The following is an 18,490-nucleotide window of genomic DNA, read 5'->3' as shown; positions in this document are numbered from 1 at the left end:
AAATGTTTTAAAAATTGCAGTGCCAGTCAGCACTTATTAAAATGTATGATGTCAATTATTTAAAAAGTATATGCCTGCCTGCAGTGTTCCATCAGATCCTCGATAAAAGCCGCATAAAAGTTCTCCGGAACTGTAATTTTTCTTCTCCCTTTTATTGCTCTGGCTTCGAGGTCTTCCTGACAGGCGTAAACTGTGCACCCTGGCAACTCCTGTATTCCTGAAAGCAGGTGATATACTCCGTCTCCTGCAAGGTAGAGCCTGGCATTTCCTGAGCGAGCAGCCAATTTGAGGCACAGCTCCGATCGTGTACTGAAAGGAGGTTTTGTCAGCAGGAATACATCATGTTCTTCTCGTTTCATATTATTGCTCCCGTCTATACTTAAGCAAACCCCTGTTTTCCCTGTCGATAGATGTCGATTTTTAATGAGTCACTTCTTTAAAATAAGATCACACAGTCCGAGTTTTCCATTGCTTCGAGAAAGTCCTCTTCATCGGCAAGTTCGATGGTCTCTATCAGGGTTTCCTCAAAAAGTCCCCTCTCAACCAGTGAGGGTTCGTGCACAAGTACTTTTAACTCTCCATACGAATAGAGAATATCCGAAAGGTTCGGCAAACCAAGTTCTGTGCTGTCCTGCCCAGCAGTTACAAGATAAACCCCGTCTCCGTAAAGGCCAAGAGTCACATCCATCCTGTCAAGGCTCACAGCAGCCGCATTCAATGCTCCAAAGGCTTTTTCACTGCCGTATGGGGCGGCATCCAGCAGATAGAAAACTGATTCCATCGTTTAAACCTCGTTTGTTCAAACCTCGTTTCGGTGAGTTTATCTTGACAGTGAGATTACTCTATCACTCTTGCTCAGCATTTCAGAGAGTTCATAAAGACTGGAGATTTTTATTCCGGGAATGTAGTCTCTGCAGTTACTTTCGTTCTCAAGGCCTTCTTCTGCAATATAGCCTCTTGCAGCGGCACATCGGGCACATGCTCTGATTACAGCCCCTTTCTCTGCGAGTCCGATGAAAAGTTCGCCTGCGTTAGTAAAAAAGGAAGGTTTCTGGCCTTTTTTGGGGATGTGCACCGCGTCCAGGTACAGGAATATGTTCACCTGATATTGTTTAAGCGCTTCTTCAGCAAGTTTGAAGGCAATTTCAGCGTATTCGGATATATAAGGGCCACCAGTAAGCACTATGGTCAGCGTCTTCAAAATTTCCTCCAAATAAATAATGTTTATTATTAGGGTTTAGATGTAATCGGCCAAAACCTGTAGACGCTCCTGATTACCTGTGTATTCCGGTTCTTTAAGGAGTGTACACCTGTCCAGAGCTACCTGTCTGGCCATAAGCTTGATGGCAAAGCTGTAACACCCCTGTTCGCCGCACTTGCCACAGTTGGTCTGGGGCAGGTATTTGTACACCTCAGTGAGATCGACTTTTACCTTTTCCCTGGGGGCTGGAGCTACACCTTTTGCAATAGCTTCATTGATAATGCTCTTCAGGCTTTCAAGTTCTTCTTTAGCTTCATTCTCGTTTTTAATCATCCTGATAGAAACTTTTCCACTACCGTAAATAGTTATGATAATTTCTCCCTTTTGAATTATCAGGCTGTCTTTTCTATCCGAATAATTACTTCTGGGAAAGAGGGGCTCAAGGAGTTTCAAGATTCCACCCAGCGGTGGAGTCATATTCGCACTCACTCTGAGTCTTGAGGAATCGGCCATACAGGGCGAAAGCTGTCTGATCCTTGCAATCTCTATTGGTTTTGCCTGAGAGAATTCTACAGTTTTCTCCTCAACCTTTTCTGTTTTATTCTTAAGGAAACTCTTGCCATATTCGCTTAGCTTCACAGTTTCTTCTTCTAATTCAATCAGGCCTGCCTGTTGCAAAATCCTGAGGTGAAAGTCAAGTGTTTCCTTCCCGATTATCTCTCCTATTTCCCCGGTACTTCTACAGCCGTTTGCCAGGAAGTTAATTATCTTCCTCCTGGTACCGTTGGCCATAGCAAAATTTACGAGTTTTGTCTCATTCGGGTTTTCCGACACCTTTAACACCTGCTGAAGCTATTTCTGCTAGCAACCTCTTATGAAGCTATTTCTGCTAGCAACCTCTTATGAAGCTATTTCTGCCAGCAACCTCTTATGAAGCTATTTCTGCCAGCAACCTCTTATTATGGCATACAATTCACAGGCTTCGCTCCAGTCCCTGCCTCCACAATCCCTGAATTAAATTTGCCTGCACCGATAAAACAGAATAAATTTTCAGGTAATTTTAGCGTACTTGGAATATAAGGACTGCCGGTCAGCACTATGGTTAATGTATTCAAAGAACCTCGGTTAAGGTGGTATTTTTCAAGTAACTGCAGTTCAGGTACCTGTAACTCAAATATATGCACTCAGAACCTGAAGGTGTTCGAGGTTGGTTGCATAGCCTGGTTCTTTGAGAGGCATGCACTTTTCCAGGTTTGTTTCCCCACTCATGAGCTTTATGGCAAAGGTGTAACAGCTCTGCTCACCGCACTTCCCGCAGTTGGTCTGAGGCAGGTATTTGTAGATCTCCATGGGTTCGACCCTGACTTTTTCTCTGGGAACCGGGGCTACACCTTTTGCTATTGCTTCATTGATAATATCCCTGAGGTTCTCAAGGGCCTCTCTGGCTTCATCCTCGTTTTTAATCATCGTCATGGTGACTTTTCCGGTGCCGTAAATAGTAGTAATAATTTCTCCTTTTTGCGTTATCAGAGCACTTATTCTGTCCGAATATCTGGCTCTGGGAAAGAGGGGCTCAAGAACCTTCAGGGTTCCTCCCAGAGGAGGAGCCATATTTGCGATTACCCTGAACTTTGAAGAGTCAGCTATGCAGGGCAAAAGCTGTCTGACCTCAGCAATCTCGACCGGCTTTGCCTGTGAGAGGTCTGCATTTTTCTCCTCGCCTTTGTCTTCCTTCCCTTTAAGGAAATTTCTGCCATACTCACTTAGCTTTACGGTTCCTTCTTCGATCTCTATCAGGCTCGCCTGCTGCAGAACCTTGAGATGAAAATCGAGCATTGTCTTCCCGATCTCCTCTCCTATTTCCTCCGTACTCTTCTCACCAGCCTCCAGGAAGTTCATTATCTTCCTTCGGGTGGCGTTGGACATTGCATTATTTACCAGCTTTATCTCGTTCGGATTTCCCGGCATCTTTACCACCTGCAAGAATCCTGAAAAATTTCCCCGCATTTTTTCCTGGTGCTCAGCGCTATCAGGTATCGTGAATCTCAAAAATAAAGTCAAATTCTTCTAATCAGTATGGAGCCCTCAAATTTTTCCAATCAATTATGGAAGCTTTAAATTCTTCCAATTGGTTATGAAGTCCTCTAATTCTTCTATTTAATTATTGGATTCACTTATTAAAAACCCGAAAGCCGGATATCAAAAAAGATTGATATGAAAGTTGAGATCAGCTTATTTGGCATGAAAGTCCATGCATACTTTCATTTATTGTGCCTGTAATTCAGGAATTTCATGTGCGTTTTACCTGTTCTCTATTTTTTCCTTTTCATATTGTGTCTATATGCAGCTTATCTTATCTGGCTGTACGAGTCTTCTCAAAAGAATCCTGGAAAGGTTGTTAAACCACTCAGTAACTAGTACATCGATTCCAAATTATGGGAAGAATTGGACTTTGAAATCAGCACTGGTCAATGTTTTTTCTATGAGAAAACCACAAGCGGACAAGAATAAACACGAATTGAAAATATTTGTGTTCACTTGTTTTTATTCATGGTTTATTGAGGATATATGGAATCGATGTACTAGTTTTCTATCAGTTTTATCTTTTCAGAAAACAACCTTGCCGGGTGATTCATGGGCAGGGATGATATTTTAAATATCTCACCTTTTTGTTCATTTTCACTCAGTCTACCTTTCAAACCTTCAAGGTATTTCATGAATTCTTCAGGGTCACTTTCTCCTTCAAATTTGATTATCAAAAGAGTGACCGGGTTAGTAAACGGCACTTCATAGCCGGTTTCTATGTTAGGGGGCATGAAAAATAAAGAGCCTTCCTTCATATGGTAGCGTTTTTCTCCACTATTAAGTACCCATTCTCCTTTTGCTGTATATATAATGCTCTCAGTGGGGTGTGTATGGGGCTCACAGTACTGATCCGGATACATAACAATGTAATGCGCCGAACCCTTGTTTCCGGAGATCAAAGGGCCAATTTTGCCCTCGAGTGTCTCGACACCCGGAGAGTTTTCTATCGAGTCCAGAACTGTCAATTTTTTCATGTTCTTCACTCCTCTTCGAAAATTCGGATCTCTTTCTAATTTTTTCTGCCTGGAGTATTACAAATTTAGATATAAAGATTACTAATCTTTACTTTTTCATTCTTTGTGGTGATTAAATTTTTAGAAATTGTATTAAATAGTAATCTTTTTAAATTAACTAATAGCACTATTAATTAAAAAATAAAGGAAATAGCTACTATGAATGTTAAGTTCTCTTTCCATTTAACTCTTCTAATTATGTTTGCATTAACTGTCGTTTTCAGTGGGTGTATTTCTCAAAGCTCTCCTGAAGAAACCTCAATTAGCGAGGAAAAAAATACCGTAACGGTTCAAGATTCTGCTGGAAGATACGTTGAAGTCCCATATCCTGTAGAGAAAATTGTGGTTTTATGGGATAATCCGCCTGAGGAACTACGCTCCCTGGGTGCAATTGATAGAATCGTTGGAATCGATGCGGAAACAAAGAAAAAAGTTGACAGTGGTTTTTTCCCTGAACTTGCAGATGTGCCGGTTGTTGGAACCTGGGACGAACCTGACTACGAGAAGATAGCAGAACTCAATCCGGATGTCGTCATCATGCTATCGAGTTATCCTCCTTTACCGGATGATGTTCAGAAGAAACTGGAGCCTTTTGGGATTGCCGTAGTCGGACTGGATTTTTATATGGTGGATAGCTGGGAAAGAGAGGTCAGAACCCTTGGATTCATGCTTGGTGAAGATGAAAAAGCCGATGAATACATACGCTTTTTCACTGACGAATGGGCAATGATAAAAGAGCGGACAAAAGACATCCCTGATGACGAAAAAAAGAAAGTTTACTTTGAAGGGCTTGATCCGTATTTGACCTACGGTGGTGCAGATTACGGGTGCGGGATTCCCGGGATGGTTAGAGCTGCTGGAGGAATAGACCTCTTCCCTGAAATATCAGCTTACTCTTTTGAAGTTGATCCGGAAGAAATTTCCCTGAGAAACCCGGATGTGATCCTGAAAGGTACTGCTTCGGGATATTTGAGTAACGCATCTGAGTTTTCGGAAATTCAGCAGGGAGTGGCAAGCAGGCCGGAACTTACGAATACGAATGCTGTAAAAAACAGTAACGTATTTGTTATAAGCTGGGAAGTTGCAGCAGGTTCCAGAAAAAAGTTTGGCCCGATGTATCTTGCAAAAGCCCTATATCCGGAAAGGTTTGAAGATTACGACCCCGATCTTGTAACTCAAAAATATTTTGAAGACTATCAGGGAATAAATTATCAGGGGATTTATTTCTATCCCAGCCTGAACGCCAGCCTGAACGAAACTGAAAATACAGATCTTCAAAATGTTTCCGAAAGTTAAGCCCGGTGTCTGATCATCAAAGATTTTCATATCCGATCATGTCTATAAAGGAAGAATATGCGAATCTGTCATTAAAAGAAGAATATTCGGGCTTTATTGCACGGAAAACTTCATTCCTTCTTGCCGGTTTCATATTTCTTTTGATATTAGTTACGTTTGCAGTTACAGTCGGAGCTGCTGAACTTGGCATGAAGGATGTTTTTTTTGCAATAACCGCCCGCTTTTCTTCCCTGAATGTCAGCGACTTTACTTATGGAGTGGTATGGCATCTGCGGCTCCCTCGCCTTTTCCTGGGAGTTGTTGCCGGAGCCGGACTTGCAGTATCAGGCTGCGTTATGCAGGGGATTACACGAAATCCTCTTGTGAGTCCTTTTACAATCGGCATATCCTCAGCAGCAGCTTTCGGAGCTTCATTAGCGATATTTTTGGGTTCAGGGCTTGCCAGCGGAGGGCAGCTTTTTGTAGTGGCAAATGCTTTTGTTTTTGCTCTTGTTTGTGCTTTCTCGGTTTTTGGGCTTGCAAATCTGAGAGGTTCTTCACCTGAAACCCTGGTACTTGCAGGCATTGCAATTTCGTACCTGTTCAGCGCTCTGGCAGCTGTCCTTCAGTTCTTTGCATCTGAAGAAAAACTGATGGCAATGGTTCACTGGAGCTTTGGTTCTCTCACAAATTCAGATTGGGATTCGATTGCAATCATTTCATGCACAATGCTTTTTACTTTTCCGGTTCTTATGAGATATTCCTGGGACTTAAATACCATAATGCTTGTTGACGACGGTACTGCAAAAAGTCTTGGAATTCACGCTTCAAGGGTCAGGACAACCCTTCTCATAATATCATCATTAATTACGGCCACGATAATATCTTTTACCGGGATTATCGGTTTTGTAGGCCTTGTGGCTCCCCATGTAACTCGTTTTATTCTCGGAGGAGATCACAGGTTTCTTTTGCCCGGCACCTGCATTGCAGGTTCGATTCTGGTGATTATGGCTGACATTACCGGAAGATGCCTTATTCCTCCGATAGTCTTTCCACTGGGAGTTGTGATTTCTTTTGTAGGCGTTCCCATGTTCGTATACCTTCTGATAACTGAAAAAGAGGAGTTCTGGAAATGAAGGAGAAAAATATCTCATTTTACGGCGAAGTCAAGCTTTCGGGAGTTTTAAGGTATCCTGAGAATGGGCTTGAAGGAGAATGTTTTCCTGCCGTATTGCTGAATCACGGTACACTGGAACAGGACAGGGATGGCAATACTCTCACACATCCGGATGGCAGGAAAGTTCACAGCAAAAATTTTTTCCTTGAAATGTCCAGGCACCTTTGCAGGGCGGGCATTGCAACGTTTTCATGGGATAAAAGGGGAGTGGGAGGAAGTGAGAATGGAGAAAAAGATAGCTTATCTCTCGTAAAAGATTCAAGAGCAGCTCTCGATGCATTGAATGCTCAGGATTTAATCGATGCAAACAGAATTGCGGTTTTTGGGCAGAGTGCTGGAGTTTATACAACCTGCCTTCTTGCAAAAGATGACACCCGGCCAAAAGCCTACATCCTATCAGGAGGACTTTACAGAGACTGTAGTGAAATGATTGCTTTTAATTATCTAAGGCCTGTGGAATATGCCAGAAAAAGTCCTGAACAACTGAAATGGGTTGAAGAAAATGACCTTTTTGGGCTGGTTTTAGGTCTGAATTTATCGTTGAGGAAAGAAGCCATGAAAGCAGGAAAAAAAGAATATACGGTAGCATACAAAGGGAAAAAATGGATAATACCCCTGGATACGCTGTTTTTGAACCCCGATTTTGCTCCTCGGAAACAATTTCGTCACATCAGCAGACCTGCACTTGTAATTCACGGAGAACACGACCTTAATGTCCCTCTTGAAGATGCATATATGATTGAAAGTGAACTTAGAGGTCGGTGTTTCCCTATTGAGCTTGTTATAATCCCGGGTGCTGATCATAGCTTTCAGAAAGTACCGGAAGACAAAGAGGAAAGACTCAAGGAAAGGATGTCTCTTGACTGTTTTAAAAGGCCTTACAATGAGGAATATTTCAGGGCGCTTGTGAGGTTTCTTAGCAGGTATCTTTAATGCCCGGGTGTGAACTTCAATGCTGGAGCTGAAAAATCTTTCTTTTGGGTATAAGGAGAAAAAAACCCTGAAGAACATCAATATGCATGTTAACTCAGGAGAAGTTGTTGGCATCATAGGACCTAACGGAAGCGGGAAAAGTACGCTTCTCAAATGCATGAACCTTATTCTGAAGCCCAAAGGACATATCCTTCTGGAAGGGGCAGAACTTCAAACTCTTAACCTCAAAGAAATTAGTAAGATAATAGGTTATGTGCCCCAGAGCATTCAGGTTTCCTCCTTTCCGATAAAAGTTTTTGATGTCGTTTTGCTTGGAAGAAGACCGTATATTAGATGGAACGTTAGGGACAGAGATCTCGATTTTGTTTCAGAGATCTTTTCTTTATTAAACCTGGACGATCTGAGCATGAGAAATTTCAATGAATTGAGTGGTGGAGAAAAGCAAAAAATCCTTCTGGCAAGGGCTCTGGCTCAGGAACCTAAAATCCTTCTACTTGATGAGCCTACAAGTAATCTGGATGTGAAACATCAACTTGAAATAATGGATGTCATTCGAAATCTATCCCGAGAGAAATCCCTTGCAGTTGTGATTGTTTTGCATGATCTGAATCTTGCAAGCAGATACTGCGACAGACTCGTTCTGCTCAATTCGGGACAGGTTTTCGCAACGGGAACACCTGAAGAGATTCTTATTAACTCCAATATAAAAACGGTTTATAATGTAGATGCCGAGATTAGTTATAGCAAAAAAACAGGGTCAATTACAGTCCTTCCGATTTCATGATTTAATTTTCATAAAATCTCACAACAAGTGAGTAAACATAAAAAATAGTCTAATCCCCATACTCTGCCTGTGAGAAGCTTTCATCCCCGCAGCTTACTGCGGGGAGTATTAAACTGAAATAAACCTGTTATAAAAGGCTTTTTCTTCAGGAACTTCCCTGTTAGGCATCATTCACTATGTATGGAGATATCCTCATTTTAACAGGTTATAGGATTTTATCAGTGAATCGCATCGTAGGCGCATTCGCCATGCATTGAGATATCCAGCCCTGCCAGCTCTTCTTCATCCGAAACTTTGACCGGAGTTATTACGTTTATGAGCATCAGCATAATGTAGGTAAATATAAATGCATAAATTGAAGCACCTAAAACAACTGAAAGTTCTTTGATAAAGAATGCAGTGCCACCGTAAAACAGTCCGTCGGCTCCTACCGGATTTATGGCAGTTGAAGCAAAGATTCCAAGTAAAATTGTCCCTGTTACTCCTCCTATTCCGTGAACACCCCATACATCCAGGGCATCATCCCATTGCATCCTGTTTTTAATATGTACTGCAAAGTAGCAGGCAATAGCTCCGAGGATGCCCATTAATGCAGCCACATGCATGGAAACAAGCCCTGCTGCAGGAGTAATTGTCGCAAGCCCTGCAACAGCTCCGGTCATAAGCCCAACGAATTTTGGTTTTGTTTCCCTTAACCATTCTATTATCATCCAGGTAATAGCTGCAAAAGAAGCTGCAATGTCGCTGTTCAGGAATGCAAGGGCTGTAATCCCGTCCACATTGAGTTCGCTGCCTGCATTAAACCCGTACCATCCGAACCAGAGAAGTGCAGTTCCGACAGCCATTAAGGGGATATTATTTGGCTTTGAATCCTTATATTTCCTCGAGCCTACATAAAACACTGAGGCAAGGGCTGCAAATCCGGCTGTCGCATGAACCACGATTCCACCGGCAAAGTCGATAACCCCCATTTCGGCAAGCAGGCCGCCTCCCCAGACCATGTGTACAAAAGGATAGTAAACAAAGAGCTGCCAGACGACAAGGAAAATAATGTAAGCCTTAAAAGTAATCCTGTTTGCAAATGCTCCCGTAATCAGGGCCGGGGTAATGATTGCAAACATCATCTGGTAAGCTACGAAGACGAGCTCGGGGAACCCGGCATCTCCAAACATATCCGTCGGGGCAATCCCGTTCAAGAACATTTTGTCCAGGTTTCCTAGGATTGCACCTTCTCCTCCGCTGAAGCAGAGAGAATATCCTACGAAAAACCATAAAATGGTTGTCAGCCCGAGAGAAACAAAACTCTGCATCATTATTCCTAAAATGTTTCTCTTACAGGCAAGTCCTCCGTAAAAGAATGCCAGACCAGGGGTCATGAGCATCACAAGACTTGTCGCAAGTAGCATAAAGCCTGTTGAACCAGTATTTATCATCTTTTCATCCCATCTTTTTTTATATGATAACTAGGAAGCCTCAAATCCCTTACCCCCTTCCTACTTTATTCTACTTAATTTTTTCGACTTTCTCAAATAACTATATAAGCATTAAAATAATTCTCAAAATATAACTAGTTCAAAAAAGGCTGAATAATACCGAAAAGACAGAAAAAGATCAGGAAAAGCCTGGAATAATTGACTATAGGAAAACTCATTAGATTGACCAAAAAGGTATTAGTTTCAAGGAAGATGTCTTGGTTTCATGAAGTTGATCCTTTTCTATCCATGAAACCGAATTAAAAATCAGAAAGGTACAGGTGGGTTTACCTGTACTCAAATGTTATATGCTGCTTCTCCGTGTTGTGTCCGGTCAAGCCCGATATTTTCTTCGCTCTCGCTTACCTTGAGCCCGATCGTCTTGTGGAGTACAAACCCGATGATAAGGGTGCAAACACTTGCGTAAACAAGCGTGGCAATAACGCCTTCTACCTGGAGCATCAGTTGCTCGGAGTTGCCGAGAAGGAGTCCTGAAGACCCTATGCTTGCAAATACGCCTGTCAGAATTGCCCCGCTAATTCCGCCTACTCCGTGGACTCCGAAAGCATCAAGAGAATCATCATAACCTAATCTTCCCTTGAGCATTACAGCCTGGTAGCAGATAAAGCTTGTAACCACACCTATCGGAATTGCTGCCATGGGGGTAACAAACCCTGCAGCCGGGGTTATGGCAACAAGCCCTGCCAGGACGCCTGTTGCAAATCCGAGGGCAGTAGGGCGCCCCAGGTGGATCCATTCCAGGGTCATCCAGACAAACCCTGCAGCTGCGGGGGCTACGAGGGTTGTAATGAATGCGAGGGCTGCAATTTCATTTGCAGCAAGAGAGGAGCCGGCATTGAACCCGAACCATCCGAACCAGAGGAGCCCGGTCCCCAGAAGAGTCAGGGTGACATTGTGCGGTTTTATCGAATCTATGCCGTACCCTCTCCTCTTTCCAAGGAAGGTCAGAATTGCCAGTGAGGATATGCCTGATGTTATATGGACTACCGTTCCACCTGCAAAGTCAAGGGCTTCTCCTGTGAGGAACCCACCGCCCCATACCCAGTGGCAGACCGGTGCATAGACAATGAGTCCCCAGAGGGCGATGAATGCGATGTATGATTTGAACTTGACACGTCCGACAATGGCCCCTGAGATAAGGGCAGGGGTAATTATTGCAAACATTCCCTGAAAGGCAATAAATGCATATGTGGGAATTGTCCCTGTTACCGAGTAAGGGTCAATTCCTTTCAGGAATACGTGTTCCAGGCTGCCTATGAAACCGTTTCCGCTCCCAAACGCAAGCGAGTAACCAATTATTACCCATTCGAGAGCCATGACACCCATTGCAACAAATGAATGCATCATGCTGCTCAGTACATTCTTACGCTGAACCAATCCGCCATAAAACAGTGCGAGCCCTGGAAGCATTAATAATACAAGGGCAGAGGAAATCAATACCCATACGGTATCTGCTGCTACGATTGCCATTTCTATCCACCTCAAATAGCAACAGGTCCGCTTTCGTCCGTACGGATCCTTATAACATCTTCAAGCGGGAGTACGAATATCTTGCCACTTCCTATATGCCCTTCACTGCCCTTTGCTCCGCTCTTTATCGCTTCAATCGTAGGATACAGGAATTCATCGTTTACGGCAATTTCAATCTTGATTTTCTCAAGAAGGTCTGCTTCAAACTCCATCGCCCTGTATATTTCCAGCTGCCCTTTTTGTGCACCATAACCCGAAACCGAAGATACTGTCAACCTATTAACTTCAACTTTCTGAAGTTCTCGTTTGACCGCATCAAGCTTTTCAGGTCTTATCATTGCAATTATGTACTTCATCGCGACCACCAACAGGTACCCTCTATCCCATTTCATAGTATTTAAGAATATTGTAATTGATATTGATTATTTATGTAGTTTGGAATGACATCCACAAAACATGCGAAATTTTCCTCATCTAACCCGGATATCAGCTTTTATGTTGCCTGAATACCTCTTTTTCAAGCCCTTTCCATCAGAGAACTTTTATTCCTTCAAATCAAATCCAGAGGTATGTTCGGAGAAATTGGAACTGTAAGAAACGAGGCAGATGAAAGTTCCCTGCAAATTCTCTCCCTTTTCAGGGAAAGCATAAGTGAAGTCCGCCTTAAAGAACCTGAATCCGTATCAGCGTATTTCAGCCAGGACTACTCCCATTATATTGTGGTGCATACTCCCCTGAATTTCCGATTCCCTGAAAAACGTGAGGCATGGAACTTGCGTTTTTGTCAGGGTGTCGGAGTTTCGGTTGTGGAGCTTGTCGTAGCCGAAACCGGGAGCGCTTACGTGCGGGGTCTGATGGCGGTTAACGGGTCAAAGATCTTCGCTATCCTTCCCTTTACATCAATTGATGCAGATAAAGCAAAAAATGCGAAGTTCCCTGAAGATCGCATGGCACAAGTGAGGGCTCAGGTGCTCCCTTCCGTGTTTCCCGGAATAAAAGGAGAAACCATCCTTGATATCGGTAGCGGTTTCGGAACCCTTACAATGGAGCTTGCAAAAAACAACCCCGAATCACAGGTTTACGGGATCGACATTCACGATTCTCTCACCGGGCAGTCCCAGATGAATGCAGAAGTCCTTGGGATCCCCAATGTGCAGTTCAAAACCGGAAGCGCCTATGCCTTGCCTTTTGAAGGGGACTCTGTGGATGCTGCTACCTGCTTTTTCATGCTCCACCACCTTGATGACATTAAATTCGCACTTTTCGAGATTAAACGGGTGCTGAAAAAAGGCGGATTATTAACTGCAGTCGAACCGCTTGCGCATCAGCACCATCACGGTCCCCAGCTCTCGGAAACCGCCTGGATAGAGCTTTTTGAGGATGTGGGTTTCAACGCGGAAAGTGAAACTCCGGAAGGTGCAATCGTTCTGAAAGCTGTAAAAAGAGGATAACCAGGAAAAATAATATAGGTTAGGAGAAAACAATTTCAAAAATGGAGCGGAAGGCTTTCCAGCATACAAATCTGGATCTTGTGATCTTTCAATTCATTTTCACACTTCTCCGACCCCTCTCACGTATCTGCTCCTCTGTGAAGAGTCGATTTTAAAGTTTTGTGACTTATTGAATCAGTACATTTTTTACTGTAGATGTGTTGTATTTTTATTCAGACATCTGTGTACAATATTTTAGGTTATTTTGTAAAAACTGTTTATAAATTCCACAGTAAGACTTATCTACTTCTTCTGTGCACACATATGAATCCTTTTTATACATAGCACATACCGATATGTATTCGCATTTGGTATCAAATAGATCAATTTTCCCGAATACAGTGTTAAAAAAACTCATGTGTAGTTATACCTTCACAATATATTTATACACTTCTCTCTGTATCCCCTCATAGTTCATTATATAAGACTTTCTTCAGGGAAGGGGGGACACAAGCCCTAAAAGGTTGCCCGAAATGTGAGCAGGAACCTGGATATTGTACGCTCCAATCTTCGCCATTTCTCTCTCAAAACAGGCATCCCTAGCAAATGGTGATAGATATCAGTATTTAGTATCGATATTTATACGTTGATAGCAGACTTTTTTCATGTCGCGATCTCCACGGTACACGAATTTCATCCTTATTGCAGTTATGCTTGGGGCGTTGCTTCCAGCCGCCGGATGCCTTGAAGAACATGAAGTTGCATCCGCAGGCCTGAGCAGCGCTACGATGTCTGTCAACCTGACGTACTACACAGAACAGCTACCTCCATATAACTACATGGAGAACAGTATGCTGCAAGGCCTCTCCGTTGATCTCCTTGAAGAGATTACAGAGAAGATGGGGAAGAAGGTGACACGGGAGGAGGTACACCTGGTCCCTTGGACTGAGGGATATCAGGCTGCTCTTAACGGGAATAATACTGTTCTCTTCAGCATGGCAAGATCCCCCGAGCGGGAACAGTTCTTCAAATGGGCCGGGCCCATCTATTCTGACAGATACGTTCTATTTGCCAAGCGAGACCGGGGGATCACAATAAAGAACCCTGAAGATCTGAAGGGATACAGGATCGGGGTGATCGCCGACGATATCGCGACCCGGCAGCTGCTCGATATCGGAGTAAACCAGAGCCAGATCGCGCCCGAAAGCAACGTGTCCGCAATCATTGCCGGACTTGAGAACGGGGACATCGACTTATGGGCATGTCCCGAGGACGCAGGCAGGTACTTTACCGAAGAGCTAACCGGGAGCTATTATTCCTATACGGTTGTGTATCAATTAGAAACTCAGGATCTCTACTATGCCTTCAGTAAAGACGTGCCTGATTCGGTCGTCCAATCTTTCCAGCAGGCACTCGATGCCGTCAAACGGGAAAAAGACGTTGAGGGCATCAGCACTTATGATCGAATCCTCGGGAAATACATTCCATCGATCGGCCTTGCCCGACTAAATTACCTGACCGAAGAATGGGCTCCTTTCAACTATCAGGAGGACGGGAATGTCACCGGTATTTCTGTCGAGATACTCGAGGCGGTCTTCAAAAACATTGGCGTAAACCGCTCAAGGGCAGATGTCCGTATTGTCCCCCTTGCGGAAGGTTTCCAGATAGCGCAGAACAACACCAGTACGGTGCTTTTCTCAATCGTCCGCACCCCCGAACGTGAGCCCTTCTACAAGTGGGCCGGACCTTTTACCAGGGCAAATTTTGTTCTCTATGCACCGGTGAGCAGTAATATTACAATATCCTCTCCGAAAGATCTCAACCAGTACCGGATCGGTGCTATCCGGGCCTCAATCGAAAATGACCTCCTCGCCAGCCAGGGTGTGAACGAATCGCAGATCATCAATGGTCAAACCCCTGAAGACCTCTTCCGGATGCTGGAAGAGGGCCAGATCGACCTGTGGGCAACGGGGGACCTCGCCGGCCGACATCAGATGTTACGTACTGCAGAAGATCCCAACGCGTATGAGATCGTGTACACTCTGAGTGAGAACGACTTCTACTACATCTTCAGTAAGGATGTCCCGGACACACTTGTCAGCGCTTTCCAGCAGGCTCTCGATACAGTACGAGATCAGAGGGACGAGCAAGGTGTCAGTGATTATGAGCGGATCATCTACCGGAATCTCGGGGTCGGATGTGCCCCGCAGACATTTACTGATGACACGGTGATGGAGCTTGTAAACACAACTGTCAAAGCAATCGAGAAGAATGCTTCCGATACTTTCCGGCGCATCAATGCCGGCGAAGCTCCGTACCGTGACTCGAAAGATCCGGGCCTCTATGCCTTCGTCTACGATACGAATTTGACCATCGTTGCTCATGCGGACAACATTCAACTTGTCGGCACGAATTTCAGGGGCAAGACCGATGTTACCGGTAAACCGTTCCGTGATGAGATTTTAGAAGGGGCACTGAAAAACGGGACTGGATCGGTGGATTATGTCTATATGCATCCGGTCCAGACGAACCTGTATTATAAGACCGCCTACTACAGGTTGACCCGGGGAAGTGATGGGAACTCCTATATTGTCTGTAGTGGCAATTACAAGCTGTGCCAGAACCAGTCGGAAGCAATGCCTGCTAATAACTCCACCGCATCTCCTGAGGAACTTGCTGCATTCGTCGAGAAAGCCTTCGAATATGCGCATGAAAACGGACAGGAAGTTGCTCTTCGTGAGTTCAACAACCAGGCCGGGCAATTCGTTGACGGGAAATTCTATATATTTGCATACGACACAAACGGCACCACGCTGGCTCTCCCCTTCCAGCCCGAGATCATCGGGACTAAGCGGTGGAACGTCACAGACACTAACGGCACCTTATTTATCCAGGACCTGGTCGACACTGCTCAGTCCGGCGGAGGCTTTGTCCGATACTTTTATGCAGACCCCGCAGATAACTTCACTGTCAAACAAAAACTCAGCTACGTAATGATGGTGAACCAGAGCTGGATCATCGGGTCTGGCATTTACGATCCGCAGAAGGATTCGGCAATCGTGAGGGCAGGGACGGATCCACAGGTAAGAGAGAACCTTAAATCCTTTGTTGGGGAGGCAATTGAGTATGCCAATACAAACGGAAAGGATACCGCAATCGAGGAGTTCAACGACCGGAACGGGGCGTTTGTTCGCGGCAATCTCTATATCTATGCCTTCGATTATAACGGAACGACCCTGGCGCTCCCCTATCAGGCCCAGCTGATCGGAACGAATCTATCCGAACTCCAGGATCCCTACGGGGTGAATTACACCAAAGTCGAGATCTTCATGGCTCAACAGGGAGGAGGGTTCCTGTTTTACCATTACTATAACCCTGCCCGCAATATGACTCTTGAACCAAAAATGAGCTACGTCCAGAAAGTCGACGATACCTGGTGGCTCGGAGCCGGGACTTACACAGAGGATCTGAACCGGATTACCAAACGAGATTAACCAGCAGTAGATTGTAGACAGCGCTTATTTCCGGGGTCTGATGGCATTAATGAGTCAAAGGGCTATGCTATCCTTTCTATCTGTATAAATAAACACAGAAAAAGAAAAAAAAGCAGAATTTCCTGAAGCCCTGTGGCCCTTGTGAGGGCACAGTTTTTTCCTGCTTTATTATTTCCAGACATAAAAGGAGAAAACATCCTTGATCTCGGCAGCGGTTTCGGAAGCCTTACAATGGAACTTGCAAAAAACAACTCGGATGAATGCAGAAGTTCTTGGTGTGCCGAATGTGGGTTCAGAACAGGCAGCGCTTATACCCTGCCTTTTGAGGACTATTCGATCAATGTCACTACATGCTATTTCATGCTCCATCACCTGGAGGATGTTAAGTTCGCTCTTTTTAAGATCAAGAGAGTGCTGAAAAAAGACGATCATTAATTGCAGTTGAGCCGCTGGCACATTAACATCACTATGAGCCCCAACTCTCGGAAGCTTCATGGATGGAGCTTTTTGAAGATGTGGGTTTTAACACGGAAAGTGAAAATCCGGAAGATGCAGTTGTTCTGAAAACCATGAAAAGAGAATAGTATTGAGAAAAGTATGTGAGAGCGACAAATCCGGTTCAATATAGCAATCAGGTTTTTGGTACTGTGGAGTCTACAGGGAATTAGAGTTTTTCCAGCTAGGGTTGAGCTTATAGATTGTTCATCCCTCATAGACTAGACAGTAATCGGAATAGAAAAGTTCTAATATTTATTCGTTTGAAGTTCCAATGAAAGTAAAACTGCCCATAGGCACTCTGATCTCTTTTTTTGCTCTGCTGTCTGCATTAGCACGGAGCATATCGGCAGCATCTAAATATCGTTTATGGCTATGATCAAGAAGCCATGTCATACACACCTCTACTGAGGCACCTTCGGGAAGGAGTTTACCATTGGGAGTGTTTATCAGGACTTTAAGATCACCTTGATAATTAGCGGGTACCGTGGCTTCCATTAAGGCAGTTTGGTATTTTCGTGAGATTTTAATACCATCACTTTGTATGCACTGTAATTTTGAATCATTACACTTAAGAGCTACTACTGTGCCTTCTGGCACTTTATTACAGTGGGCTTCAAAAGCAAATTTTTCCGGTTGACTATCTTGATTATAGAACTTAAGTGTTGACTCAATAGATTTTTGTGGATCTACATTATGCCATCCGGCTGCCCCATTATGTCTAATCCAGGTTGCGGTATCCCAGTTTGAATTAATGCTTTTTAAGGGATCGTTTTTTGTAAAGAAATCAGACGTTATCGCAGCAATGAGACATAAATGATTTGTAGTTTTAGGAGTAAAAACAAATGCTTCACTAACCCCACGAACACCTTCAGCCATTGGTCCCGTTTTTCCTCCCAAAAGCAGTATATCCCCCTCTTTAGCGCTTTTGGCATCGGTCAACATTTGTATCCAAGAGCTAGGAGGTGCATTAAATCCAGCTTCAGTATAGAACAACTGTATTTGTGGATTTGTAATGTCTCCTTTGAAATTTAGGTTTTGACAACGAACATAGATATAATTTTTATCAACTTGCGGTGTTTTCCAATATTCATTGTTCCAATTATTTATCAACGCATCAGTTGAAGGAACACGTGTATTTTGGTTACATACTACGTCAATACTCAAAGTATAACTGCTTGCTACTGGAATTGTCCCCGAGTCGGAAAAATTCTTCCGCACCAATATGCCCTTCCATAGAGACATGGCACCACTAGCATACCGGTTAGCCAAATCACGATCAATTGCTAAACCTTGCACCATGTTTTTAGCGAGCATAACAGGATCCATAAATGTTCCGTTCCAGTATGTATCCGCGTATACTCCACTCATAACATTTGCAATATCTTGAAAAGTTAACCGTGCATCCATACGATCATGAATAGCATACATTGCTTCTGAGTCGTTTAGAGGGTTATCAGGGTCGTTATAATACTGAATTGCTGCATCCCACATTTGTTTAATGGTTTTTATAGGTGTAGCACCCACTAAAGTATTTTTAACTTTTAAATCAAGTTTAAGATCTATCATTCAAAATTCACCTCTTACGTTATAACCTAAGTCTAAAGTTCATCTATGGCAATGTTTTCTGCGAATTCGCT

17 protein-coding genes are annotated in these 18,490 nt (G+C 43.7%); 7 read left to right on the top strand and 10 right to left on the bottom strand.

All coding sequences use genetic code 11. The annotated features are described in order from the left end of the window. Positions 1-59: 59 nt before the first annotated feature. The 6 genes from tusB to MA_RS20480 form a co-directional block, all read right to left on the bottom strand. Positions 60-359, bottom strand: a complete 300-nt coding sequence (gene tusB / locus MA_RS20505; RefSeq protein ID WP_011023824.1) for a sulfurtransferase complex subunit TusB — start codon at positions 357-359, stop codon at positions 60-62. A gap of 77 nt (positions 360-436) precedes the next feature. Beyond that, positions 437-781: a DsrE family protein gene (locus tag MA_RS20500; RefSeq protein ID WP_011023823.1), complete on the bottom strand. Its 345-nt coding sequence runs from the start codon at positions 779-781 to the stop codon at positions 437-439. A gap of 39 nt (positions 782-820) precedes the next feature. Next, on the bottom strand, positions 821-1,201 hold the full coding sequence (locus MA_RS20495) for a DsrE/DsrF/TusD sulfur relay family protein (protein ID WP_083755961.1): 381 nt from the start codon (positions 1,199-1,201) through the stop codon (positions 821-823). Positions 1,202-1,237: 36 nt separating this feature from the next. Beyond that, positions 1,238-2,035 (bottom strand): (Fe-S)-binding protein, encoded by a 798-nt coding sequence (locus tag MA_RS20490; RefSeq protein ID WP_157860357.1) that lies wholly within the window; start codon positions 2,033-2,035, stop codon positions 1,238-1,240. Positions 2,036-2,371: 336 nt separating this feature from the next. Further along, positions 2,372-3,169 (bottom strand): (Fe-S)-binding protein, encoded by a 798-nt coding sequence (locus MA_RS20485; RefSeq protein WP_048066548.1) that lies wholly within the window; start codon positions 3,167-3,169, stop codon positions 2,372-2,374. A 614-nt stretch (positions 3,170-3,783) separates the two neighbouring features. Beyond that, a complete protein-coding gene (locus tag MA_RS20480; protein ID WP_048065846.1) occupies positions 3,784-4,260 on the bottom strand; it encodes an AraC family ligand binding domain-containing protein in 477 nt (158 codons plus the stop codon). A gap of 237 nt (positions 4,261-4,497) precedes the next feature. Between MA_RS20480 and MA_RS20475 the strand changes: the two genes are divergently transcribed. From MA_RS20475 to MA_RS20460, 4 genes are all read left to right on the top strand, one after another. Next, positions 4,498-5,595, top strand: coding sequence for an iron ABC transporter substrate-binding protein (locus MA_RS20475; RefSeq protein ID WP_157860356.1), 1,098 nt, complete (start codon positions 4,498-4,500; stop codon positions 5,593-5,595). Between the two features lie 140 nt (positions 5,596-5,735). After that, the gene (locus tag MA_RS20470; protein ID WP_248698058.1) at positions 5,736-6,710 is read left to right on the top strand and encodes a FecCD family ABC transporter permease; all 975 of its coding nucleotides are present in this window, start codon (positions 5,736-5,738) and stop codon (positions 6,708-6,710) included. Next, entirely contained in the window at positions 6,707-7,684 is a 978-nt protein-coding gene (locus MA_RS20465; RefSeq protein ID WP_011023816.1) for an alpha/beta hydrolase family protein, read from the top strand. Before MA_RS20470 ends, MA_RS20465 begins: the two co-directional genes overlap by 4 nt. A 19-nt stretch (positions 7,685-7,703) precedes the next feature. Beyond that, on the top strand, positions 7,704-8,468 hold the full coding sequence (locus tag MA_RS20460; protein ID WP_011023815.1) for an ABC transporter ATP-binding protein: 765 nt from the start codon (positions 7,704-7,706) through the stop codon (positions 8,466-8,468). Positions 8,469-8,686: 218 nt separating this feature from the next. On the opposite strand, the gene MA_RS20455 is transcribed toward MA_RS20460, so the two are convergent. The 3 genes from MA_RS20455 to MA_RS20445 all read right to left on the bottom strand — a co-directional run bounded on the left by MA_RS20455 (position 8,687) and on the right by MA_RS20445 (position 11,787). Then, entirely contained in the window at positions 8,687-9,901 is a 1,215-nt protein-coding gene (locus tag MA_RS20455) for an ammonium transporter (protein WP_011023814.1), read from the bottom strand. A 336-nt stretch (positions 9,902-10,237) separates the two neighbouring features. Beyond that, a complete protein-coding gene (locus tag MA_RS20450) occupies positions 10,238-11,431 on the bottom strand; it encodes an ammonium transporter (protein ID WP_048065844.1) in 1,194 nt (397 codons plus the stop codon). Between the two features lie 11 nt (positions 11,432-11,442). Next, positions 11,443-11,787 (bottom strand): P-II family nitrogen regulator, encoded by a 345-nt coding sequence (locus MA_RS20445; protein WP_048065843.1) that lies wholly within the window; start codon positions 11,785-11,787, stop codon positions 11,443-11,445. A 213-nt stretch (positions 11,788-12,000) separates the two neighbouring features. Between MA_RS20445 and MA_RS20440 the strand changes: the two genes are divergently transcribed. The 3 genes from MA_RS20440 (at position 12,001) to MA_RS29010 (ending at position 16,790) form a co-directional block, all read left to right on the top strand. Further along, positions 12,001-12,882 (top strand): class I SAM-dependent methyltransferase, encoded by an 882-nt coding sequence (locus MA_RS20440; RefSeq protein WP_011023811.1) that lies wholly within the window; start codon positions 12,001-12,003, stop codon positions 12,880-12,882. Positions 12,883-13,526: 644 nt separating this feature from the next. Then, entirely contained in the window at positions 13,527-16,355 is a 2,829-nt protein-coding gene (locus tag MA_RS20435; protein ID WP_011023810.1) for a cache domain-containing protein, read from the top strand. 141 nt (positions 16,356-16,496) lie between these two features. Beyond that, positions 16,497-16,790 carry a class I SAM-dependent methyltransferase gene (locus MA_RS29010; RefSeq protein ID WP_226990670.1) on the top strand — a complete coding sequence of 98 codons (294 nt, stop codon included), beginning with the start codon at positions 16,497-16,499 and terminating at the stop codon, positions 16,788-16,790. 315 nt (positions 16,791-17,105) lie between these two features. Here the strand turns inward: MA_RS29010 and MA_RS20425 are convergent, their stop codons facing one another. Further along, positions 17,106-18,419: a hypothetical protein gene (locus MA_RS20425; protein WP_011023808.1), complete on the bottom strand. Its 1,314-nt coding sequence runs from the start codon at positions 18,417-18,419 to the stop codon at positions 17,106-17,108. Between the last annotated feature and the right edge of the window lie 71 nt (positions 18,420-18,490).

The sequence above is a fragment of the Methanosarcina acetivorans C2A genome (assembly GCF_000007345.1).
In the GTDB taxonomy this organism is placed as follows: Archaea; Halobacteriota; Methanosarcinia; order Methanosarcinales; family Methanosarcinaceae; genus Methanosarcina; species Methanosarcina acetivorans.
Note: the sequence above shows the minus strand (reverse complement) of the source record. Positions and strands in the feature narration are given on the sequence as shown.